The sequence below is a fragment of the Promicromonospora xylanilytica genome (genome assembly GCF_054782895.1).
Map to the genome: position 1 here is coordinate 123,187 of NZ_BAAGRP010000004.1, position 22,995 is coordinate 146,181.

Below are 22,995 nucleotides of genomic sequence, written 5' to 3' on the forward strand. Positions count from 1 at the left end.
GTCATGCGTGGTCAGCCCTTGACGGAGCCCGCCGTCAGGCCGCCCACGATGTACTTCTGCAGGAACAGGAACAGGGCGAGCACCGGCAGCGCCGAGACGACGGCGCCCGCCGCGAACAGGCCCCAGTTGGCCTCCTGGAGCGACGACACCCAGCCGTAGAGGCCCACGGCGAGCGTCCAGCTGTCCTCCGACTGCAGCAGCACGCGAGCGATGATGAACTCGCCGAACGTGCTGATGAAGCTGAGCAGACCCACCACGGCGAGGATCGGCGCGGTCAGCCGCAGCACGATGGTCCAGTAGATCTGGGCGTGCGACGCGCCGTCGATCTTCGCGGCCTCGTCGATCTCGCGGGGCACGGTGTTGAAGAACCCGTACATGAGGAACGTGTTCACCCCGAGCGCGCCGCCGAGGTACACGCAGATCAGCGACAGCTTGGAGTCCAGGCCGAGCACCGGCACGACGTTGCCGAGCGAGATGAGCAGCAGGAAGATCGCGACGAACGCGAGCATCTGCGGGAACATCTGGATGACGAGCAGGGCGGTGAGCCCCACGCGGCGTCCGCTGAACCGGAACCGGGAGAAGGCATAGGCCGCCGCGGCCCCCATGAGCACCGTCCCGGCCCCGGTCGCGACCGCCACCACGAGGGTGTTGGCCATCCAGGTCCAGAACTTCGTGCCGGCGAGCGCCGCGTAGTTGGCGCCCGACACCGACGCGAACAGGTCGTTGGAGCCGGTGAGGGTGCCGCCGTCGGCCAGCGACGCCGAGACGACGTAGACGAGCGGGAAGCCCGCGTAGACGACGGCGAGGACGCCGACCAGGTGCCGCCACCCCAGGTCGGAGAACCAGCGGGACGCCGACGGGCGGCGGGCCGGCGCGGGACTGCGGGGCGGGGCGGCCGGCCGGGCCGCCGGGATCGTGGTGCTCATCAGGCGATCTCCTCGAGCGAGCGGGTGCGCCGGAACGCGAGGGCGGAGATGGTCGCCACGACCAGGAAGATGACGATGGACAGCGCGCTGGCCAGGCCGTAGTCCTTGGCGGCCGTCCCGTCGAGCCCGGAGACGGAGTAGACCATCGAGATGAGGATGTCGGTGTGTCCGAGCGGGACCGAGGCGTCACCGAACCGTGGCCCGCCGCCGGTGAGCATGTAGATCAGCGTGAAGTTGTTGAAGTTGAAGGCGAAGCTGGAGATGAGCAGCGGAGCGGTGGCGACCAGCAGCAGCGGCAGCGTGATGGACCGCCAGGTGCGCCACCGGCCCGCGCCGTCGATCCGTGCGGCCTCCAGCACGTCGCCGGGCAGCGACTGCAGCGCACCGGTGCAGATGAGGAACATGTACGGGAACCCGAGCCACAGGTTCACGCCGAGCACCGCCACCTTGGCGAGCACGGGGTCCGTGAGCCACGGGATCTGGGCCCCGCCGAGCAGCACCTCGTTGACGAACCCGTACGACCGGTTGAGCATGCCCGACCACAGCAGGGCCGCCAGGAACCCCGGGATCGCGTACGGCAGGATCACCAGCGTCCGGTAGACCCGCCGGCCACGCAGGCGTGCGTCGTTGAACGCGATCGCCAGGAACAGGCCGAGCAGGAACGTCGAGGCCACCGAGATGACCGCGAACGCGAACGTCCACAGCAGGATCTTCGCGAACGGGCCCGCGTACCGGTCGTCCCCGAACGCGGTGACGAAGTTGTCCAGACCCACGAGCACCCGCCAGCCCACGGGCAGGGTGGTGCCGTCGGCGGCCTCGAACTGGCCGTCGTCGCCCGGCGTATAGGTCACCCCGGTGGTGCTGTCGGTCATGGTGTCCGACGCGTCGTCGTACGTGAGCGTCGACGTGAAGACGTAGCCGGTGCGCGCGTCCTGGGTGCGCACCGAGCCGTCGTTCGGGTCGTCGGAGACGGGCACGCGCAGGTCGGTGACCTCCTGCTGCCGCTCAAGGACCTCGGTGTACTCCAGCACCTCGTACCCGGGCAGCGCAGTCACCTGGCCGCCCGACACGGTGGCGCCGTCCACGGCGGCGAGCGGCTCCTCGGCGGTACCCACCTCGACCGCGCCGTCGGGCGAGACGACCGCGAAGCCGAGCGTGTCGCCGTCCGACACCACGGTCAGGGGCGACGACGGCGAACCCTCCACGCGGCGCTCGTTCTGCACCAGGAGCGCCTCGATCGCCTGCTCCTTGGTCGAGTTGTGACCGTCGCCGTAGTTGGTGAACGCGACGTAGCCCGTGTAGGCCACCACGTACACCTGGTAGACGAGCAGGAACGCGAGCCCGGGCAGGATGTACTTCAGGGGCAGGGCCCGCTTGCTGAAGTACGCCCAGTTCGCCACGAGCAGCAGCGCCACCATCGCGGCGAGGATCCCCCACGATCCAGCGCTCCACGCGGCCAGGACGGCGTAGACGCCGAGGGCGTCGACCAGCGCGATCAGGGCAAGCTTGACGAGGAACCCGGGGCTCCAGCCGGTCCGGCCGGAGCCCCGGGCCGCAGGCAGCGACATCAGCCGATCTCACCCTGGATGTCGGCGACCATCTTGTCCCAGGCCTTGGCAGGGTCGGACTTGCCGGAGATGATCGCGGCCTCGGTCACGCCCCAGTACGCCCACACGGCGCCCATCTCGGGCAGCGACGGCATCGGGACCGCCTCGGCGCCGATCTGCCGGAAACCCGCGGTGATCGGGTCCTCGGAGGCCGTGTCGGCCGCCTCGATCAGGGCCGGGGGCCGGTCGCCCGCCTCGTACAGCGCGAGCTGCGCCTCGGTGGTGGCCATGTGGTTGACGAGGAAGTCGTTGGCGAGCAGCGTGTTCTCGCTCTGCGCGCTCACGTAGAAGCCGGCCACGCCCACGAACGGACTCGCGGGCTCGCCGCCGGCGCTCGGGATCGGGTCGATCGCCAGGTCGAGGTCGCCGAACTGCTCCAGCATCCAGGGACCGCCCACGATGAACGGCGACTCCCCCTTGGCGAAGGCCGCCAGCGCGATGTCGTAGGTGACGTCGGTGCTCAGCGTGCCCGCGTCGCCCTGGTCCGCGAGCCACTGCGCGAACGCCGTGCCGCCCTCACCGCCCAGCGCGAGCTCCGGGGCGTAGGAGCCGTCCTCGTTCTGCTCGAAGACCGGGGCACCGAACGACATCTGCAGCGGGTAGAACGTGTAGGGGTCGCCCTCGGTGGTGGTCTGGATCAGCAGCGGGTACTTGGTGCCGGCGTCCTTGCCGGCCGCGATGGCGTCGTCCCACGTGGCGGGGGCCTCGGGAGCGAGCTCGGTGTTGCGGATGAGCGCGATGTTCTCCACCGCGTACGGCAGGCCGTAGACCTGGTCGTCCTGGGTGAAGGCCGCCACGGAGACCGGCTCGAACGCCTCGGTCTTGTCGCCGAGCTCGATGGGGGCCACGACGCCGTTGGTCATCAGCTCGCCCAGCCAGTCGTGCGCGCCGACCGTGATGTCCGGGCCCTTGCCCGTCGGCACCTGCGCGAGGAAGTCGGGGCGGATGTCCTCGAAGTTCTTGAGCACCACCTCCACCTCGGCGCCCGTCGACTCCTCGAAGCCGGCGGCGGCGTCCTCGACGGCGGCCTGGCGGGTCTCGTCGACCCAGACGGTGAGGGTGGCGCCCGCCCCGTCCGGCGCGGCCGCCGATTCCTCGGCCGCTGGTTCCTCCGCGCCGCCCGAGCAGGCGGCCAGCGCCAGCGTCGCGGTCAGCGCAGCGGCGGTCAGGATGCTCCGTCGCATCGTCACTCCCGGTGTTCGTGGCCCGAGGCGGGCCTGGTTCGTTGCCCGAACCGTACGGCCCGATCCGGTAATGTTGCAAGTCGTTGCGATAAAGTTGCAGCACCGCTTGCAGCCGGACACGGGTGCCGGTGTCGAAGGCGGGGTGCCGACACCCCGCACCAGCAGGGACGAGGAGGTCCGATGTCACTTAGGCTGCCAGTCGTGCGCACCCGACTCACCGACCTCGCCGAGCAGGCAGGGGTCTCCACCGCGACCGTGTCGCGCGTGCTCAACGGCAAGCCCGGCGTGGCGGGCGAGACCCGCCAGGCCGTGCTCGCCGCCCTGGACGTGCTCGGGTACGAGCGCCCCTCGGCGCTGCGCGCACGACCCGCCGGCCTCATCGGCCTGGTGGTCCCGGAGCTGTCCAACCCGGTCTTTCCTGCCTTTGCGCAAGCGATCGAGTCGCAGCTCGCGTCGCGCGGCTACACGCCGCTGCTGTGCACCCAGTCGCCGGGCGGTACCACCGAGGACGAGTACGTCGAGACCCTCATCGACCACGCGGTGGACGGCATCGTCTTCGTCTCCGGCAAGCACGCCGACACGCGGGCGTCGACCGAGCGCTACCAGCGGCTGCGCGGGCGCGGGCTGCCGATCGTGCTGATCAACGGGTACGCCGACGGCATCGACGCACCGTTCGTCTCCCCCGACGACGCCGCCAGCGTCGAGCTGTCCGTACGCCACCTGGTCGCGCTGGGCCACCGCCGCATCGGCATGGCCATCGGCCCCGACCGCTTCGTCCCGGCCAAGCGCAAGATCGAGGCGTTCGCGGCCCAGCTCGTGCGGCACGGCCTCGCGGCCACCGAGCAGGAGGCCCGCGAGCACGTGGCGCTGACCCTCTACACGCTGGAGGGCGGCCAGGCCTCGGCCGGCGAGCTGTTCGACTCCGGCCACACCGCCGTCGTCTGCGGGTCCGACCTGATGGCGCTCGGCGCCATCCGCGCCGCGCACTCGCGTGGCCTGTCCGTGCCCGACGACGTGAGCGTGGTCGGCTACGACGACTCGCCGCTCGTGGCGTTCACCGACCCGCCCCTGACCACGGTGCGCCAGCCGGTCGCCGACATGGCGCACGCCGCCGTCAGCGCCCTGCTCACCGAGATCCACGGCGAGCGGGCGCCGCGTTCGGAGCTGCTGTTCACGCCGGAGCTGGTGGTGCGCGGGTCCACCAGCGCCGCCCCTGCCGCCCCGCGGAGCTAGTTCTCTCCCGTACGCTTGCAGCAAGCGTTACATCCGATCTGCCCCCGACCACGAGGACGCGACACGTGACACGTACTGCCCCGCTCACCACCGACGACCTCACCGCCGGAGCTCCCGTCCACACCGCCGCCGGTGGCGGCGAGTGGTGGCGCTCCGCTGTGATCTACCAGGTCTACCCGCGTTCCTTCGCGGACGGTGACGGCGACGGGATCGGCGATCTGCCCGGCGTCACCGCCAAGCTGGACCACCTCCAGCAGCTGGGGGTCGACGCCGTCTGGCTGAGCCCGTTCTACCGCTCCCCCCAGAAGGACGCCGGCTACGACGTCGCGGACTACCGCGACATCGACCCGCTGTTCGGCACCCTCGCGGACTTCGACGAGATGCTTGCCGGCGCCCACGAGCGCGGCCTCAAGATCATCGTCGACCTCGTGCCCAACCACTCCTCCGACCAGCACGTCTGGTTCCAGGAGGCGCTGGCGGCGGCGCCCGGCTCGTCCGCGCGCGAGCGGTACATGTTCCGCGACGGCCGCGGCCCGGCCGGCGACGAGCCGCCGAACAACTGGGAGTCCATCTTCGGCGGCCCCGCCTGGACGCGGCTGGCCCCCCGCGAGGACGACACCCCGCTGGGCCCGCAGTGGTTCCTGCACCTGTTCGACTCGACGCAGCCTGACCTGAACTGGGAGAACCCGGAGGTTCGCGAGGAGTTCGAGGACGTCCTGCGGTTCTGGCTGGACCGAGGCGTCGACGGGTTCCGCGTCGACGTCGCGCACGGCATGGTCAAGGCACCCGGCCTGCCCGACTGGGCGGGCCACGTGTCCATGGTCGAGGGCACCGTCGAGGACGGCCAGGCGCCCGCCTCCGACGAGGCCGCCGACGGCGGCGACCCGGACGACGGCTCCACCGGCGCGGGCCACAGCGGTCCGATGTTCGACCAGGACGGCGTGCACGAGATCTACCGTGCCTGGCACCGGGTGCTCGAGGAGTACCCGGGCGACCGCTGCCTGGTCGCCGAGGCCTGGGTGGAGCCGCTGAGCCGCCTGGCTCGCTACGTGCGGCCCGACGAGATGCACCAGGCGTTCAACTTCTCGTTCCTCACGGCCCCGTGGGACGCGGCGAGACTGCGCACGGTCGTGAACGTCTCGTACGACACGATGGACGCCGTCAGCGCCCCGACCACCTGGGTGCTGTCCAACCATGACGTCGTGCGGCACGCGTCGCGCTTCGGCCTGGCCGAGATCGGCGGGCGCCAGCTCAACGGCATCGCGGCGACCGACCCGCAGCCCGACGCGGAGCTCGGCCTGCGCCGGGCCAGGGCCGCGACCCTGCTGATGCTCGGTCTGCCCGGCTCGGCGTACCTGTACCAGGGCGAGGAGCTCGGCCTGCCGGACCACACCGCGCTGCCCGCGGAGGTGCGCCAGGACCCGTCGTTCTTCCGGACCGACGGCGCGGAGCCCGGCCGCGACGGCTGCCGCGTGCCGCTGCCGTGGGTCGGTGGTGCGCCGGGCAACGGGTTCGGCTCGACGGGCAAGACCTGGCTGCCGCAGCCGGACGTCTACGCCGACCTCGCGGCCGACCGGCAGTACGGCGTCGCGGGCTCGACGTACGAGATGTACCGGGCGGCGCTGGAGCTGCGCCGGTCCGAGAAGATCGGCGGCGGCTCGCTCTCGTGGGTCGACGCCCTGGCCGACTCCCCGGACGTCGTCGCCTTCCGCGTCGCCGGCGTCGTCGTGGTCGGCAACCTGGGCGCCGAGCCGCTCGTGCTGCCTGCCGCCGCGGAGGTGCTGGTGGCCTCGGGCGACCTCGACACGTCGCAGGGCGCGGTAGCGGTCCCGACGGACACGACGGTCTGGCTCCGCGCCTGACAACCCGTGGTGCCTGACGACCCGTGGTGGGCGCGTTCCGGCGCGCCCACCGCTCAGGCCGGGTCCCGGATGATCGGGCACGTCATGCAGTGCCCGCCGCCGCGGCCGCGGCCGAGCTCCGCGCCGTTGATCTCGATCACCTCGATGCCCGCCTTGCGGAGCAGGTCGTTGGTCGTGGTGTTGCGGTCGTAGGTGAAGACCACGCCCGGCTCGAGGGCCACGGCGTTGTTGCCGCTGTCCCACTGCTGGCGCTCGGACTCGTAGACGTCGCCGCCGGTCTCGATGACGTGCAGCGCGCCGAGCCCGGTCTCCCGGGCGACGACCTCCAGGAACGTGGCGCTGCCCTCGTCCGTGACCGCGAGACCGCCGCCGTCTCCCGGCCGCAGCACGAACGGGTGGATGGCCCCCACGATGCGCGGGTAGACGGTGACGGTGTCGACGTCGGCGAACGTCATGACGGTGTCCAGGTGCATGGCCGCCCGCAGCTTGGGCATCCCCGCGACGATCACCTGCTCGGCGGCGCCCCGCTCGAACAGCGCCTCGGCGACCTGCGTGATCGCCTGCCGTGACGTGCGCTCGCTCATGCCCACCAGCACCGTGCCGTTGCCGACCGGCATCACGTCGCCGCCCTCGAGGGTGGCCCGCTGGTGGTCGGTCTCCGGGTCGCCCCACCAGATGGTCGAGCCGACGAAGTCCGGGTGGAACTCGTAGACGGCCTTCATCAGCAGGGTCTCGTCGTGCCGCGCCGGCCAGTACAGGGGGTTGAGCGTCACGCCGCCGTAGAGCCAGCACGTCGTGTCGCGGGTGAACAGGGTGTTGGGCACCGGGGCCATGAGGTACTCGCGCGAGTCGGCCGTGTACTCGGCCAGCGACCGGTACGCCGCGGGCAGGTCCGGCACGTCGTGCGTGGCCAGCCCGCCGATGAGGTACTCGGCGAGCTGCTCGGGGACCAGGCTCTCCAGGAACTCGCGGGTCGCGTCGATCAGCCCCGTGCCGACCACGCCGGGGACGATCTTGCGGTCCAGCAGCCAGTCCCGCGCCCCCGGCACCGCCACCGTCTCGGCGAGCACGTCGTGCAGCTCGACCACGTCGACGCCCCTGGAGCGCAGGTCGGACACGAACCCGGCGTGGTGCTCGATCGCCCGGTCCACCCAGAGCACGTCGTCGAAGAGCAGATCGTCGGAGGTGGTGGGCGTGAGCCGGCGGTGGGCCAGGCCCGGCCGGCAGACGAGGACCTTGCGGAGGCGTCCCACCTCGGAGTGCACCCCGTAGGCGGCCGAGGGTAGTGCCGTGCCGTCGCTCTGGATCGTCATGGTGTCCTTTCCTCCCGGTGTGAGCAGGACCCGGCCGCCGCGGCCGGGTCAGATCGAGATCGCCCCCGTCGCGAGCGCGACGACGCCGGCCAGCCCGCCGGCCACTGACACGACGAAGATCACGAGCTCGCCCCGGCTGAACACCCGCCGGCCCTGCTCGCGGCGGGTCATCGCGAAGAGCACCGTCGCCGGGGCGTAGATGACGAACGACAGCAGCACGAACGTCAGCCCTGCGGCGAACAGCAGGAACGCGGTGTAGAGCACCGCGAGCACGGCGACGACGAGGTCGCGCGTCGTGGGGCTCCCGTGCGCCGGTCCCCCGCGGCCCGCCGCGAGCTTGAGCGCGTACCCGGCCGCGAGCAGGAACGGGATGAGCGACAGCGCACTGGTCAGGTCCAGCGCGAACGTGAACGCGTCGTCGGACAGCAGCGTGACCAGGAGCATCACCTGGATCAGGAGGGTCGTCAGCAGGAGCGCGGACCGCGGCACGTCGTTCGCGTCGATCCGGGCGAGGAACCGGGGCATGTCCCGGTCCTTCGCGGCCACGTACAGCACCTCCGACGACATGAGCGTCCAGGCCAGGTACGCGCCCAGCACCGAGACGATCAGGCCGACGCTCACGAGCACGGCGCCCCAGCCGCCCACCGCGGCCTCGAGCACGCCCGCCATCGACGGCTGGCGCAGCTCGGCGAGCTCCTCCATCGGCAGGATCCCGTAGGACACGATCGTGACCGAGGCGAAGATCGCGAGGACCATCAGGAACCCGAGGACCGTCGCGCGGCCCACGTCCTCGCGGCGCCTCGCGTGACGCGAGTAGACGCTCGCGCCCTCGACGCCGAGAAAGACGAACACCGTGGCCAGCATGGTCCCCCGCACCTGCTCGAACAGCGGGCCGGTGATCCCGTAGCCCTCGAAGTTGTCCACGAGCACCCGCACGTCCAGCAGGAAGACCGCGATCAGCACGAACGCGATGATCGGCAGCACCTTGGCGACGGTCACGATGCGGTTGATCGCCGCCGCCTCCTTCACACCACGCCGGACGAGCAGGTAGAACAGCCACACGCACACCGAGGACACGGCGAACGCGACGAGGGTGTCGCCCTCCCCCAGGGCCGGCAGGATCGCGCCCACCGTCGACATGATCAGGATCCAGTAGGTCACGTTGCCGACGCACGCGCTGGCCCAGTACCCGAACGCGGAGAAGAACCCGAGGTACTCGCCGAAACCGGCCTTCGCGTAGGCGTAGACCCCCGAGTCGAGGTCGGGCTTGCGGACCGCGAGCCGCTGGAACACGAACGCGAGCATGAGCATGCCGGTGCCCGCGATCAACCAGGAGATGAGCGCACCCAGCACCCCGGTCTCACCGGCGAACCGGCTCGGCAGCGAGAAGACCCCCGCACCGACCATCGAGCCGACGACCATGGCCGTCAGGGTCGCGACGCTGATCGTCGCCGCGCTGTGCTGCGTGCTGCTCTCGGGCTGCTGCGCCATCGCGAGACCCCTCATGCGGTCGAGCACGGTCCGGTCGCCCGGCTGACGTGTCCGGTCGCCTCGCGCCCCTCGATGCCCCGGCACCGCCATTAGATACACGGGTGTATCCGATCGGCAAAAGATGTGCGGAGAGCTTGCCGGCCGCGCACCGCCGCCAGACCGGGCGAGGCGGCGGCCGCAGCCCCATGCTTGCCTGATGGAAACGCTCGACGCCTGGATCCTCGACGCCGGCGAAGCTCTCTGGACCCTGGCCGTACTACCCGTGGTGGCCGTGCTCGGCCTGTGGTTCACCCTCCGCAGCGGAGCCGTACAGCTCCGGATGATCCCCGAGATGTTGCGCACCCTGACGGACAAGACCCCCAAGGATGCGGACGGCGCGCCGCAGTCGCTCTCCGCCTTCCAGGCGTTCACCGTCTCCGCGGCGTCCCGTGTCGGCGTCGGCAACATCGCCGGGGTCGGCACCGCCATCGCCCTCGGCGGCCCCGGCGCGGTGTTCTGGATGTGGCTCATGGCGTTCGTCGGCGGCGCGTCGTCGTTCGTCGAGTCGACCCTCGGCCAGCTCTACAAGGTGCGCGACGCCGACGGCTTCCGTGGCGGCCCCGCCTACTACATGCAGCACGGGCTGAAGGCTCGCTGGATGGGCATCCTGTTCGCCGTCATCCTCATCGTCTGCTTCCCGTTCGCGTTCTCGTCCCTGCAGGCCAACACGATCGCCGCGACGCTGGACGCCGCCGTCGGCGGTGGCACCGGCGGCCCGGTGGTCTGGGTCGTCGCCGTCGCGCTGGCGCTGCTGTCCGGGCTCGTCGTCTTCGGTGGCATGCGGCGCATCGCCCAGGTGACCCAGGCGGTCGTGCCCTCGATGGCCCTGCTCTACCTCGCCGTCGGCATCGTCGTCGTGGCACTGAACGTCGAACGCGTGCCCGAGGTGACCGCCACCATCTTCACCGAGGCCTTCGGCGCCCGGGAGGTCTTCGGCGGCGCGATCGGCACCGTCATCCTGCAGGGCGTCAAGCGCGGCATGTTCTCCAACGAGGCAGGCCTCGGCTCCGCCCCGAACGCCGGCGCCAGCGCCGCGGTGACGCACCCCGTCAAGCAGGGCCTCGTGCAGACCCTCGGCGTCTACTTCGACACCTTCCTCGTGTGCTCGATCACCGCGTTCATCATCCTGGTCTCCACGCCGGACCTCGGCGGGGCCGCGGCGGGGATCGGCCTCACGCAGGAGGCGCTCGCCGCCAACCTCGGCTCGTGGTCCAACTGGCTGCTGGCCGTGATCATCTTCCTGCTCGCCTTCAGCTCGATCCTCGGGAACTACTACTACGGCGAGTCCAACATCGAGTTCATCACCGGCTCGCCCCTGGTCCTCACCGGGTACCGCGCGCTCGCCGTCGTGGCGGTCTTCGCGGGGTCGGTGCTGGACTCCGCCCTGATCTGGAACACCGCCGACGGGATCATGGGCCTGATGGCGCTGGTGAACCTCGTGGCGATCGCGCTGCTCTCCGGCGTCGCGTTCCGCCTGCTGCGGGACTACACGCGCCAGCGGCGCGCGGGGCGCGACCCGGTCTTCACGCGCGACCTGATGCCGGAGCTCGACGGGATCCAGTGCTGGCAGGACGAGCAGTCGGTCACGGGCCCGCTGCCGGTGGTCCGGGGCTGACGGTCGCCGACGTGAACGTCGCCACAGACCGCCACCAGCCTCGGCACAGATGGAACAATGGACCGGTGACCTCCGTCCTCGACACAGCTCCCCTGCTCAAGCCCCTGCAGATCGGGCCCATCACCGTCGCCACGCCGGTGGTGCTCGCGCCCATGGCGGGGGTGACCAACCGCGCGTTCCGCACGCTGTGCCGCGAGGCGGGACGGGCCACGGGGTTCGATCCCGGCCTGTACGTCGCGGAGATGGTCACCAGCAGGGCGCTCGTGGAGCGCAACGTCGAGGCGCTGCGGATCGTGACGTTCGGCGAGGACGAGACGCCGCGCTCCGCCCAGGTGTACGGCGTGGACCCCGCCACCGTGGGGGCAGCGGTGAAGATCATCGCCGGCGAGGACCGCGCCGACCACATCGACCTCAACTTCGGCTGCCCCGTGCCCAAGGTGACCCGCAAGGGCGGCGGGGCGGCGCTGCCCTGGAAGCGGCAGCTGTTCACCGACATCGTCAAGGCGGCGGTCGACGCCGCCGCGCCGTACGGCGTGCCGGTCACGATCAAGATGCGCAAGGGCATCGACGACGACCACCTGACCTACCTGGAGGCCGGCCGGATCGCGGAGTCGCTGGGGGTCGCCGCCGTCGCGCTGCACGCCCGCACCGCGGCGCAGCACTACTCCGGGCAGGCCGAGTGGGAGGCCATCGCCCGCCTCAAGGAGACGGTGCGCACCGTCCCGGTACTCGGCAACGGCGACATCTGGTCCGCGGAGGACGCCCTGCGCATGGTCGAGCAGACGGGCGCCGACGGCGTCGTCGTCGGCAGGGGCTGCCAGGGCCGCCCCTGGCTGTTCACCGACCTCGCCGCCGCGTTCAACGGCTCGGACCTGCGCGTCCGCCCGGGTCTGCGCGAGGTCGCCGACGCGATCTATCGCCACGGCCAGCTGATGATCGAGTACTTCGACGGCGACGAGGGCAAGGGCATGCGCGACCTGCGCAAGCACATGGCCTGGTACCTCAAGGGCTACGCGGTCGGCGGCGAGAAGCGGCACGAGCTCGCCCTCATCGACACCCTGGCCGAGCTGCGCGAGCGGCTCGACGGCCTGGACCTGACCGCCCCGTACCCCGGGGACGACGCCGAAGGGCCGCGCGGCCGCGCGGGTACGCCCAAGACGCCGCACTTGCCGTACGGCTGGCTCGACTCCCGTGAGCTGTCCGACGAGTTCGAGGCCAAGCTGCGCGAGGCCGAGCTGAGCGTCAGCGGGGGCTGACCGAGCGGGTCGCTGAGCACACGCTCACGACCAGCCCGGCGGCGGTACCCGCCCCATGACCGACGACGCCATGACGATCCCCGGTTCGTCCCTGACCGCCGTCGGCTCGCGGTCACGCAGGAGCGCCGCGCCGTCCCGCTCCCAGGTGAAGCCCGGCCTGCCGGACGCCGCCCGGTACAGCGCGTCCAGGTGGTCCGGATGGCGCTGGGCGAGCAGGTCCAGCACCCACGACGGCACGTCCGGGTCGGCCAGCACCTGGGCCAGCCGCTGCGGCTTCCACGGCACGAGCGGCGCGCGGTGCACCTCACGGAGCTGTGCGTACCAGTCGAGCAGGCGCAGCCCCTTGACCGGGTGGTGCACCAGGGCGAACGTCGCGTCGTCGGGATCGGCGGCGTCGTCGGGCAGCCACAGCTCGTCGCGGAGCGCACCCAGCAGCGCGAACTCCTCCGCGGGAGCCCCGATCCGGTCCTTGAACCGCAGGCAGCAGTCGACGACGTGCGACGCGGTGCCCTCCACCACGACGTCGCCGAAGAGGTCGCGGAAGACCCGGTGGTGGTCGGCCACGAGCTCGCGGGCGCGAGCCAGCGTGCGCGGGTTGCGGTAGGCCGGGCAGGGCGACGACGCCAGCAGCCCCACGACGCCGTGCACGACCCCCTCGATGGCGCTCGGCGAGAAGACCGCCGGGGTGCCCGCGAAGAGCCAGACCGCCCCGACCGGCAGGATGCGCCCCGAGAGCGGCAGTCCCTGCACGAGCTCGGCCGAACGGATCTCGGAGCGTCCCGTGAAGACCCGGTACTCCAGGTCGTCCTCGAGGTTGTGCAGCACGGCGTGCTCGTCGACCAGGTCGGTCACGATGAAGAAGCCGAGCACCCCGCCGTCACGCCACTGCTCCAGCAGCGCGCGCTCCGCGTCGTCGACGGTGAGCCCGGCGGCGGAGGTGCCCTCGTCGTCGGGGCTCCCACCGGGCGGCGTCTCGCCGAGGAGCCTGCGGACCAGGGAACCGTGCGCGGCGTGCGGCCCCGCGTGCACCAGCATGCCCGTGGCGCAGTCCCTGGTCACGGCGTCGTATCGCTCCTCGTCGACGTCGCTCGCGAGCACGAGCGCCTCCGACCGGACGAACGCGACCTGCCGCGCGACGGCCTCCGCGTTGCCGGGCCGCAGCACGTGCGCGACCAGGCGGTCCGCCAGCCGGGTCGCGAGGTCGAGGCGGTCTCGGAGCGTCAGTGTGCAGGTCATGGCATCCATGATTCACCAGGAAACACTGCGGACAAGCCCCAAATAGCGTCGCCTGTGGATAACCAAATAGCGCTACATCATCAGCGTAAAGAGCACAAAGAGCCCAACTGGTCCAAGATCAGCCTTGCACCTTCATGGTGGCCGGACTTCGATCACACGCCTCGGTCGCCCAGTCCCGCGAACCTGTACCGACGGAGAGGGAAACACCCATCATGGCATCGGAGAAGCGCTCCCGACGCGTCCCTGCGGTCATCGCCGACACGCGCAGGAACCCGGGGTTCGCCCTGGGTGCCTTCGGGCTCTCGGCCTGGGCCTACATCGGCATGTCGCACACCATCGCCGCCTATGAGGGGCCTGAGCTCGGCTATGCGCTCGGTGTGGCCTACGAGGCACTGGTGATCGGCCTCGCCTGGGAGGGACGCCGCCGGGCCGACCGGGCGCTCGAGACCGGCCGACAGCCCACCGGGCACGGTCGCTGGCTCGGCGGCGCGATCGTCGTCGGCGTCCTGTCCGGTGCGCTCGCCGCATGGCACGGCTGGCTGCTCGGCGAGGGCATCTTCGCGGCCTCACGTGCCGTCGCCCCGGTCCTGGCGGCGGTCGCCGTGCACCTGTTCTTCCAGTCGGCGTCGAGCGCGCGCGAGCTCGACCGGCAGGCCAACATCCAGGCGGACCGCGAGACGGCCGTGCTGGACATGCTCGACGCGGTGCGCCTCGCGCAGATCGCCCCCGAGGAGGACCGGGCGACCCGCATCGCCGAGGTGAACGCCGCGGTGACGCGGGTGCACCGCCACGTGCCCGCCGCCGTCACCGCCGAGGTGACCCGCCCGCACCTGGAGTCGGAACGCACGATCCGCGACGTCGTCCAGGAGGCCGCGTCGTTGGCCGGCGCGTGGATGCCGGACGAGAACGCGCCCGACGCCGACCGTCCAGGCGCCCTCCTGCCGGGCATCGTCCTCCCGGGTGACGGCCTGCCCGGGGTCGACCTGTCGGATGTCGGCCTGCCGGGCGCCGACCTGGTCGACGCCGAGCGACCCGAGGCCGAGCCGGCCGGGACCGGTGCGGCCGACGCGGCGTCGGCCGGGGCCGCCCCCGCCGCCGACTCCGCCCCCGCCCCCGCCGAGCGGGACGACGACCGCCGGCCCCAGCCCGTTCCGGCAGAGCCGGCCCGGGTCGAGAGCGAGCTGACCGCTCTCGTCGACACCGGCAGCGTGGAGCGGGTGCACCTGGAGGACAAGTACGCGCCCGTGCGGGTGGCGCCGGACGTGGCCCCGTCGGTCGCCGCCCCCGTCCGGGACTGGGACGCCCTGTCCAAGGACGTGACGAAGGCCGCGGGCGCCGAGCCGGCCCTGCCGCTCACCACCCAGCAGATCAGCGAGATCCGGGTGCTGCGGTGGGAGCAGAACCTCTCCGTGCAGGAGGTCGCGGCACGGCTCGGCGTCTCCATCGGCGCCGTGAGCAGGTACGCCCCGAGCACGGACGTACCGACCGGCTCCCTGGCGGCCGTCCCCGCCAGCGTCTCCTGACCCGGGGCGCTACCTACGGACGGACCCGACCCGGCCCCACGCGGCAGAACGCGTGGGGCCGGGCCGGGTCCGTCGTGGCGGGCTCCGTCGTGGCGGGCTCCGTCGTGGCGGGCTCCGTCGTGGGGGCCGTCAGCCGAAGTTGACGCCCTGCGCCAGCGGCAGCTCCGTCGAGTAGTTCACCGTGTTGGTGGCGCGGCGCATGTACTGCTTCCAGGCGTCGGAGCCGGACTCGCGCCCGCCACCCGTGGACTTCTCGCCGCCGAACGCGCCGCCGATCTCGGCACCCGAGGTGCCGATGTTCACGTTCACGATGCCGCAGTCCGAGCCGACCTCCGACATGAACGTCTCCGCCTCGCGCACGTCGAGCGTGAAGATCGCCGAGGACAGCCCCTGGGGCACGTCGTTGTGGACGGCGATCGCCTCGGACAGCTCCGAGTAGGTCAGCACGTACAGGATCGGCGCGAACGTCTCGCGCTTGACCACGTCCGCCTGCACGGGCATGCGCACGATCGCCGGCTGGACGTACGCGGCGTCCTCCGCCCCCGGCACCGTCACCGCGGTACCGCCCACCACGAGCTCGCCACCGGCCGCCACCGCCTCGTCGATCGAGGCCAGCATGCGGTCGCGCGCGCCGGCGTCGACCAGCGGGCCCACCAGCGTGCCCTCCGTGCGCGGGTCCCCCACCGGCAGACCGGTGTAGACCTTCGAGAGCCGCCCGACGACGTCGTCCACGACGGACTCGTGGACGATGAGCCGCCGCAGCGACGTGCAGCGCTGCCCCGCCGTGCCCGCGGCGGCGAACACCGCACCGCGCACGGCGAGGTCGAGGTCCGCCGACGGCGCGACGACCGCCGCGTTGTTGCCGCCCAGCTCCAGCAGGTACCGGCCGCCGCGCGCCGCGACGACGGGCGCCACCTGCTGCCCCATGCGCTCCGAGCCTGTCGCGGAGACGAGCGCGACGCGCGGGTCGGCCACGAGGGCCTCGCCGGCCTCGCGGTCACCGAGCAGCAGCCGCGAGACCCCCGCGGGGAAGCCTGCCTCGGACAGCGCCCGGTCCAGCAGCGCGGAGGCGCCGACGGCGGACAGGAGCGTCTTCTCGCTCGGCTTCCACACGACGGTGTCGCCGCAGACCAGGGCCACGGCGGTGTTCCAGGACCATACGGCCACCGGGAAGTTGAACGCGCTGATCACGCCCACGACGCCCATCGGGTGCCAGGTCTCCATGAGGCGGTGGCCCGGGCGCTCCGACGGCATGGTGCGCCCGCCGACCTGCCGCGACAGTCCGACGGCGTAGTCGCAGATGTCGATCATCTCCTGGACCTCGCCCAGGGCCTCGCTGGTGATCTTGCCCGCCTCGATGGTCACGAGCTCGGCCAGGTCGGCCTTGTGCTCGGTGAGCAGCTCGCCAAGGCGCTTGACGACCTGGCCGCGGACCGGAGCGGGCACGGAGCGCCACGTCGTGAACGCGTCAGCGGCCTGGCCCACGGCGGTGGCCGACTCGGCGGCACCGTCGCGCCGCAGGTGCAGCAAGGGCTGGCCGGACAGCGGCGACACCACGGGCAGGGCGGCGTCATCGACGGGCTCGACCACCGCGGGCGTGGCGCCCAGGCGCTCCAGGGCGGCCAGGGCGGCGTCCCGCAGCTCGGTCGTCAGGGGGGTGTGGGTGGTGGTGCTGGTCATCGCGATACTCCCGTTGTGCGGTGGGGCGTGCTGAGGGTGGCCGGGTCGACACCGAGGGTCTTGGCGGCGCCGGCGAGCGACCTGGCCACCTGGTCGGCGTACAGGTCGAAGGGGTCGTTGAGCTCACGGCCGAGCGCGCCGGCCATCCAGTCGGCGTCCCGGACGGCGGAATCCTGGCTGGCGTCCTTGGCGCCGTCGGAGGTCAGGTTGGACTGGAAGATCCCCGCCGCGGAGCGGGGCAGGAAGTCCTCGTAGACGACGGGCCGGCGCACCACGCCGGAGCCGTCCGCACCCACCTCGTACGTGAACCAGCCCAGGCCGTCGTCGGCGAGGGCCGTCTCGGTCGTCGGGAAGGTCCTGCGCCAGACGTCGCGCGCGAGTTCCTGGCGCTGCTCCTCCGTGAAGCCGGGGTCGCCGGCCCGGGCCGCGGCGGCGGCGTCGATCTCGAGCACCGCGGCGTCGTACGCGGCCCTGCCCTCGCGGGTGAGCGCGATGCCGCGGGCCTCGACCTCGCCGAACCGCACGCGCAGCGAGTCGCGCACGACCTCGCCCTCGGCCGTGCGGAAGGTCCGTGGCTCGGCGAGAGCGCGGAAGGACGTCTGCCGCAGCAGCACGTCCGGGCCCTCCCAGCGCGGCGGGCCCTGGATCGCGTCGATCATCGTGATGCCGCGGGCCTCCATGCGGGCGTACAGGTCGTCGATGTCGAGCACGCGCGGCGTGAGGTGGTTGATGTGCGTGGACGCGATGCCGCCGATGTCGGCCGCCACCGCACTGACCGCCTCCAGCTCGCGGTACCAGGCCTGGTCGACGGGCTCGCGGGACAGCTCGAACGCCTCGGTCGCCAGGCGCAGGAACTCGGCCGCCTGGTTCTCGGGCAGGCCGCCCTCGGCCTCGGCCCGGTCCGCGAGCGCCAGCAGCTCCGGCCCGAACAGCGTGCGGTCGCCGAGGAAGTTCTCCAGGCGGCGCTCCAGGTCCTCGGTGAAGAACCGGCGGTCCGCCGTGACGAGCATGGACGTGAAGACCCGGAACGGGTTGCGGGCCAGCTGTTCGCGCTCGACGGGGCGGAACGCGGTCGAGATCACGGGGACGGAGCTGGACGACGCGTCCCGCAGGTCGTAGAACCCGACCGGGTACATGCCCATCGCGCCGAAGATCCTGGCGACCTGGGACATCTCGGTCGGCGTGCCGACCCGGATGGCGCCGTGCCGCTCCGCGGTGACGCGCGCGATGGAGCCGAGCCGCTCGGCGTCCGCGCCGTTGCGTGCCACGAAGTCCGCGTTGACCTCGTGCGACACGTCCAGCAGCGTGGTGTAGGCGGGTACTTCCTTGCCGTACATGTCCGAGAGGCTGCGCGCGAACGCCGCTCTCAGCTGCCAGGGCTCGAGGAACGTCGGTGCCGACATCGGTCTCTCCTGTTCGTCAGATGATGTTCGCCTCAGGGCCTCGTCGCCCTGGGCTCGTGGTGGTCTGGTCGGCCGTCGGACCGGTGAAGCGGTCCGCGCTGAACCCGGACACGTCGACCCGGGGCGGGCGGCCCGCGTAGAGGTCGCGCACGGCTTCGCCGACCGCGGGCGCCTGCAGGAAGCCGTGGCCGGAGAAGCCCGCCGCGTACAGGACGCGCCCTGGCACGCCGGTGGCCTCGCCGATGAGGGCGTTGTGGTCCGGCGTCATCTCGTACAGGCCCGCCCAGCCGCGTGCGACCGGCACGTCGACCAACTCGGGGGCGCAGCGTCCGAGCGCCTCGCGCAGCAGCGGCAGCCACGCCGGGTCGTAGGTGCGCTCGAACGCGACGGGGGTCGCCGGGTCGGCGATGCCGAGCAGCAGCCCGTCGGGGTCGGCGTTGTGGAAGTAGAACGTGGTGCCGTAGTCGATGGTGAACGGCACACGCAGCGGCGCGGGGTCCAGCGCCGGGGTGAAGCCGATCTGCCGCCGGTAGGGGTCGACGGGCAGGTCGAGCCCCGCCTTGGTCGCCAGGTCCCGCGTCCACGCCCCCGCGCAGAGCACGACGGCTCCGGTGCGGACCCGGCCCTGGTCGGTCCAGACGGCGACGACGTCGCCGCCCCGGGTCTCGACGTCCGTCGCGGTGACGTGCGTGCGCACCGTTCCGCCGAGGCGCTCGACGCCCGCCGCGTAGCCCTCGACGACGGCCTTCGGGTGGGCGTACCCGTCGCGTGCGGCGTAGGCGGCCCCGGCGTAGCGGTCGACGTCGACGTACGGGTTGAGCCGGCGGACGGCGTCGTGATCGAGCATGCGGCTCGCCACCCCGTGCTCGTTCTGCATGGCCACCGACCGCTCGAAGAGGGCGACGTCGTCGGCGTCCGGCAGGAGGAACAGGTAGCCGGGCTGCTCCAGCCCGATGTCCGCGCCCGGGCGGTTCGCGAAGTCCTCGTACAGCTCGAGGCTGCGGTTGCCGAGGTCGACGTTCGCCGGGTCGGAGAACTGTGCCCGCACTCCCCCGATGGGTTTGCCCGAGCTGCCCGACGCGAGCTCGTCCGCCTCGAGGAGCAGCACGTCGACGCCGTCCTCGGCGAGGTGGAAGGCCACCGACGCGCCGATCGCGCCGCCGCCGACCACCACCACCTCAGCCAGCGCGGGGAGCGGTCCGCGACGGTCCGCGGAGTGCCGTGCTGAGGTCATGCACGCATCCTGCCACGCCGTCCTGCGAATGCGGGCACCCGCCGGAACTCTTCCTGCGAGAACTCCCGCGAGCCGACGGAAAACCCCGCCGCCGCCCTCCGCGAGGTAGTCACGTGGCGAAGTAGTCGCGTGGCGAAGTAGTCGCGTGGCGAAGTAGTCATCCGATTCCCTCCGGACGGCTACCTCGCTGAGTGACTACCTCGCCAGATGACTACCTCGACGCGGCGGAGGCGCGGCAATCCGCGCACGTGCCCCAGAGCTCGATCGTGTGCTCTATGTCGTCGAAGCCCTGTGCGGCGGCGACCTTCGAGGCCCAGGCCTCGACCGTCGGGCCGTCGATCTCGACGGTCCGACCGCAGTGCCGGCACACCAGGTGGTGGTGGTGCTCGCGGCGCGCGCAGCGGCGGTACAGGCTCTCGCCGTCCTCGGCGCGCAGGACGTCGACCTCGCTCGCGTCGGCGAGCGCCTGCAGCGCCCGGTACACGGTGGCGAGGCCGACGGACTCACCTCGCGCCCGCAGGGTCTCGTGCAGCTGCTGGGCCGAGCGGAAGTCCGCGAGCTCGTCGAGCGCCTCGACGACAGCGGTCCGCTGGCGGGTCATTCGGGCAGCCATCAGCGGCACTCCTTCCCGGCCGCGGCCGCACGTTCCGTTGCGGCAGCCGGCAGGTCGACGTCGTCGGGCAGATCAGGATGTGGGTCGTGCGCGGGGCGCCGCCGGGTCAGGAGCGGCGCCACCAAGGAGACCACCGCATAGACCCCGATGGCCAGGACCACGATAGTCGCGCCGGGCGAGACGTTGTACCAGTAGGTGATGCTCAGGCCGGTCACGCAGACCACGACGCCGACGACGCACGCCGTGAGCATGGTCCGGCCGAAGGCGTGCGTGACCTGCTGGGCCACCGCGACGGGCACGATCATGAGCGCGCTGACCAGCAACAGACCCACGACGCGCATGGCGACCGTGACGGTCAGCGCCGACACGACCGCGACGATGACGTTGAGCGCCCAGACCGGCAGCCCGGACGCGATGGCGAACTCCTCGTCGTGGCTCACCGAGAACAGCGCGTGCCGCAGGCCCACGCCGACGGCCAGCACCACGAGGGAGAGCACCACGGTGAGCCAGAGGTCGGCGTCGGACACGGTGGAGATGGAGCCGAACAGGTACTGCATGAGGTTCCCGGAGGAGCCGCCGGCGATGCCGATGAGCAGGACACCGCCGGCGATGCCGCCGTAGAACATGATCGCGAGCGCGAGGTCGCCGGAGGTGCGCCCACGACGCCGGACCACCTCGATGAGGACGGCACCGATCACGGCCGCCACGACGGCTCCCGGTACGGCGAGGACGTCGTTGGGGGCCAGCCCCATGCCCGCGCCGACGAGCCAGCCGAGCGCGACACCGGTCAGGGCGACGTGCCCGATCCCGTCGCCGAGCAGGGAGAGCTTGCGCTGCACCAGGTAGGTGCCGACGACGGGCGCCGTCACCCCCACGAGGAGCGCGGCGATCAGGGCGCGCTGCATGAACGGGTCGGTCAGCATGAGCGTGATCATGGGCGCACCTCCAGGTCGAGGGCGAGTGTCTCCGCGGAGTCGAGGGAGTTGTCGTCGGCGTGCGGGTGCTGGTGCCGGTGGCCCACGCGGTCGTGGTCGTGCCGGGCCCGCGGCGGGGTGCCGTCGTGCACGACCTTGCCGTGCCGGAGCACGACGGCGCGGGTGACGAGCGGCTCGAGCTCGCCGAGCTCGTGCAGGACGACGAGCACCGTGAGGCCGCCGTCGACCAGCCGCTCCATGGTGGCGGCGAACGCCTCCTGGCTGGCGACGTCCACGCCTGCGACAGGCTCGTCCAGGACGAGGAGGTCGGGCTCGCGGACCAGGGCGCGCGCGATGAGGATGCGCTGCTGCTGCCCGCCGGACAGGAGGTGCACCGGGTCGCGCACGCGGTCGGCGAGGCCCACCTGCTCGAGCGCCCCGTGCACCCGGTCGCGCCAGCCGCGCGGCAGCCGCAGCCGGCGGCCGTGCAGCAGGCCGGAGGCGACGACCTCCTGCGCCGTGGACGGGATACCGCCCGCGGCGCCGGCGCGCTGCGGCACGTAGCCGATCCGGCTCCAGTCGACGGCGGCGGCGCGCCGGCCGGACCCGAGGGACTCACCGAGCAGCCGGACGGTGCCCTCCGAGGGCACGTTGATGCCGACCAGCGCCCGGACGAGGGTGGACTTGCCAGAGCCGTTCGCCCCCAGGAGCGCCACGACCTCGCCGTGCTGGACCGTCAGGTCGATGCCGCGCAGGATGTGGCTCGCGCCCGCACGAAAGTGCAGGCCGCGGGCCTCGATGACGGCTTCGCTCGAATCGGTCACGTGCCTAGTGTCCGTCATTCGCAGACCAGACCCTCCTCCAGCGCGCCCAGGTTGGCACGCATCACGGAGACGTAGTCGTCGCCCGCCGCGGTCGCGTCCTCGGACAGGCCCTCCAGCGGGTCGAGCACCGCGGTCTCGACGCCCAGGTCGGCGGCGAGCGTCTCGGTGACCTTCGGGCTCACGAGGGTCTCGGAGTACAGGGTCTTGACCCCGCGCTCCTCCACCACGTCGCCGATCTCCCGCAGACGGGCCGGGGACGGCTCCACCTCGGGGTCGAGCTCCGAGATGCCCACCTGCTCCAGCGCGTACCGGTCGGCGAGGTAGCCGAACGCCGCGTGGCTCGTCACCAGCGTGGCGCCCTGGCAGGCGGCCAGACCGTCCGCGAACTCCTGGTCCAGCTCGTCGAGCTGCTCGCCCAGCCGCAGGGCTCCGGCGGCGTACTGGTCCGCGTTCTCCGGGTCCACCGCGGCCAGCTCGTCCGCCACGGCCTGCCCGACGGCGGCGAGCCGGCTCGGGTCCAGCCAGAAGTGGGGGTCGGTCGCGCCGTGGTCGTGGCCGTCGCCCGCCTCGTCGGCGTGCTCCGCGTGCTCCTCCTCGGTCTCTCCCTCGTGCCCCTCGTCCGCGTGCCCCTCGTCCGCGTGCTCAGCGAGGCCGGCCGGGCCCGCCGCGTCGATCACGTGCTCGGGCGCACGGGCCTCGACACCCTCGTCGACGGCGTTCTGGAAGCCGGAGAGGTACACGACCAGGTCCGCGGTGCCGATCTCGCGAACCTGCGCCGGCGAGAGCTCCAGGTCGTGCGGCTCGGCGGCCGGGGGCGTGAGGTTGTCGACGGTGACCAGGTCGCCGCCGATCTGCTGCGCCACGTACTGGAGCGGGTAGAACGACGCGAGCACCGTGACGCCGTCGGCCTCGCCTGCGGAGCCGCCGGCCCCCTGGGTCGAGCAGCCAGCGAGAGCCGCGGTGGCGGCGAGTGCGATGCTGGTCAGGGCGGCGCCGGCGGCGCGAGGCGATGTCATGAGAACGATTCTCACGCTTGTTGAGA

18 protein-coding genes are annotated in these 22,995 nt (G+C 72.2%); 5 read left to right on the forward strand and 13 right to left on the reverse strand.

What is annotated here, in order from left to right:
- Positions 1 to 11: 11 nt before the first annotated feature.
- Genes ACYVK7_RS05525 through ACYVK7_RS05535 form a run of 3 tightly spaced genes read right to left on the reverse strand, consistent with a single transcriptional unit; the run spans position 12 to position 3,717 of the window.
- Positions 12 to 926, reverse strand: coding sequence for a sugar ABC transporter permease (locus ACYVK7_RS05525; protein WP_460886678.1), 915 nt, complete (start codon positions 924 to 926; stop codon positions 12 to 14).
- Entirely contained in the window at positions 926 to 2,494 is a 1,569-nt protein-coding gene (locus ACYVK7_RS05530) for an ABC transporter permease subunit (RefSeq protein WP_460886679.1), read from the reverse strand. The genes ACYVK7_RS05525 and ACYVK7_RS05530 overlap by 1 nt, the downstream gene beginning before the upstream one ends.
- Positions 2,494 to 3,717 carry a sugar ABC transporter substrate-binding protein gene (locus tag ACYVK7_RS05535; protein ID WP_460886680.1) on the reverse strand — a complete coding sequence of 408 codons (1,224 nt, stop codon included), beginning with the start codon at positions 3,715 to 3,717 and terminating at the stop codon, positions 2,494 to 2,496. The genes ACYVK7_RS05530 and ACYVK7_RS05535 overlap by 1 nt, the downstream gene beginning before the upstream one ends.
- A 180-nt stretch (positions 3,718 to 3,897) precedes the next feature.
- Between ACYVK7_RS05535 and ACYVK7_RS05540 the strand changes: the two genes are divergently transcribed.
- Both ACYVK7_RS05540 and ACYVK7_RS05545 read left to right on the forward strand, forming a co-directional pair.
- On the forward strand, positions 3,898 to 4,950 hold the full coding sequence (locus tag ACYVK7_RS05540) for a LacI family DNA-binding transcriptional regulator (RefSeq protein WP_460886681.1): 1,053 nt from the start codon (positions 3,898 to 3,900) through the stop codon (positions 4,948 to 4,950).
- A 65-nt stretch (positions 4,951 to 5,015) separates the two neighbouring features.
- A complete protein-coding gene (locus ACYVK7_RS05545; RefSeq protein WP_460886682.1) occupies positions 5,016 to 6,812 on the forward strand; it encodes a glycoside hydrolase family 13 protein in 1,797 nt (598 codons plus the stop codon).
- 53 nt (positions 6,813 to 6,865) lie between these two features.
- Here the strand turns inward: ACYVK7_RS05545 and ACYVK7_RS05550 are convergent, their stop codons facing one another.
- Positions 6,866 to 8,125, reverse strand: coding sequence for an arginine deiminase (locus ACYVK7_RS05550; protein ID WP_460886683.1), 1,260 nt, complete (start codon positions 8,123 to 8,125; stop codon positions 6,866 to 6,868).
- 48 nt (positions 8,126 to 8,173) lie between these two features.
- The gene (locus ACYVK7_RS05555; RefSeq protein WP_460886684.1) at positions 8,174 to 9,616 is read right to left on the reverse strand and encodes a basic amino acid/polyamine antiporter; all 1,443 of its coding nucleotides are present in this window, start codon (positions 9,614 to 9,616) and stop codon (positions 8,174 to 8,176) included.
- A gap of 196 nt (positions 9,617 to 9,812) precedes the next feature.
- Between ACYVK7_RS05555 and ACYVK7_RS05560 the strand changes: the two genes are divergently transcribed.
- Both ACYVK7_RS05560 and dusB read left to right on the forward strand, forming a co-directional pair.
- On the forward strand, positions 9,813 to 11,270 hold the full coding sequence (locus tag ACYVK7_RS05560; protein WP_460886685.1) for an alanine/glycine:cation symporter family protein: 1,458 nt from the start codon (positions 9,813 to 9,815) through the stop codon (positions 11,268 to 11,270).
- A 65-nt stretch (positions 11,271 to 11,335) separates the two neighbouring features.
- Positions 11,336 to 12,526, forward strand: coding sequence for a tRNA dihydrouridine synthase DusB (gene dusB / locus ACYVK7_RS05565; RefSeq protein ID WP_460886686.1), 1,191 nt, complete (start codon positions 11,336 to 11,338; stop codon positions 12,524 to 12,526).
- A gap of 24 nt (positions 12,527 to 12,550) precedes the next feature.
- On the opposite strand, the gene ACYVK7_RS05570 is transcribed toward dusB, so the two are convergent.
- The gene (locus ACYVK7_RS05570; RefSeq protein WP_460886687.1) at positions 12,551 to 13,762 is read right to left on the reverse strand and encodes a hypothetical protein; all 1,212 of its coding nucleotides are present in this window, start codon (positions 13,760 to 13,762) and stop codon (positions 12,551 to 12,553) included.
- A 212-nt stretch (positions 13,763 to 13,974) separates the two neighbouring features.
- On the opposite strand from ACYVK7_RS05570, the gene ACYVK7_RS05575 reads away from it, so the two are divergent.
- Entirely contained in the window at positions 13,975 to 15,285 is a 1,311-nt protein-coding gene (locus ACYVK7_RS05575) for a hypothetical protein (RefSeq protein WP_460886688.1), read from the forward strand.
- A 129-nt stretch (positions 15,286 to 15,414) separates the two neighbouring features.
- Here ACYVK7_RS05575 and amaB read toward each other — a convergent pair whose 3' ends face one another.
- The 7 genes from amaB to ACYVK7_RS05610 form a co-directional block, all read right to left on the reverse strand.
- Entirely contained in the window at positions 15,415 to 16,965 is a 1,551-nt protein-coding gene (gene amaB / locus ACYVK7_RS05580; RefSeq protein WP_460886689.1) for an L-piperidine-6-carboxylate dehydrogenase, read from the reverse strand.
- Positions 16,962 to 18,368 carry a 2-oxoadipate dioxygenase/decarboxylase gene (gene hglS / locus ACYVK7_RS05585; protein WP_460886690.1) on the reverse strand — a complete coding sequence of 469 codons (1,407 nt, stop codon included), beginning with the start codon at positions 18,366 to 18,368 and terminating at the stop codon, positions 16,962 to 16,964. The genes amaB and hglS overlap by 4 nt, the downstream gene beginning before the upstream one ends.
- Before the next feature lie 16 nt (positions 18,369 to 18,384).
- The gene (locus ACYVK7_RS05590; protein ID WP_460886691.1) at positions 18,385 to 19,602 is read right to left on the reverse strand and encodes an NAD(P)/FAD-dependent oxidoreductase; all 1,218 of its coding nucleotides are present in this window, start codon (positions 19,600 to 19,602) and stop codon (positions 18,385 to 18,387) included.
- A 211-nt stretch (positions 19,603 to 19,813) separates the two neighbouring features.
- The gene (locus ACYVK7_RS05595; RefSeq protein WP_460886692.1) at positions 19,814 to 20,215 is read right to left on the reverse strand and encodes a Fur family transcriptional regulator; all 402 of its coding nucleotides are present in this window, start codon (positions 20,213 to 20,215) and stop codon (positions 19,814 to 19,816) included.
- Positions 20,215 to 21,150 (reverse strand): metal ABC transporter permease, encoded by a 936-nt coding sequence (locus ACYVK7_RS05600; RefSeq protein ID WP_460886693.1) that lies wholly within the window; start codon positions 21,148 to 21,150, stop codon positions 20,215 to 20,217. The genes ACYVK7_RS05595 and ACYVK7_RS05600 overlap by 1 nt, the downstream gene beginning before the upstream one ends.
- A complete protein-coding gene (locus ACYVK7_RS05605) occupies positions 21,147 to 21,953 on the reverse strand; it encodes a metal ABC transporter ATP-binding protein (protein ID WP_460886694.1) in 807 nt (268 codons plus the stop codon). The genes ACYVK7_RS05600 and ACYVK7_RS05605 overlap by 4 nt, the downstream gene beginning before the upstream one ends.
- A 14-nt stretch (positions 21,954 to 21,967) precedes the next feature.
- A complete protein-coding gene (locus ACYVK7_RS05610) occupies positions 21,968 to 22,969 on the reverse strand; it encodes a metal ABC transporter substrate-binding protein (RefSeq protein ID WP_460886695.1) in 1,002 nt (333 codons plus the stop codon).
- Between the last annotated feature and the right edge of the window lie 26 nt (positions 22,970 to 22,995).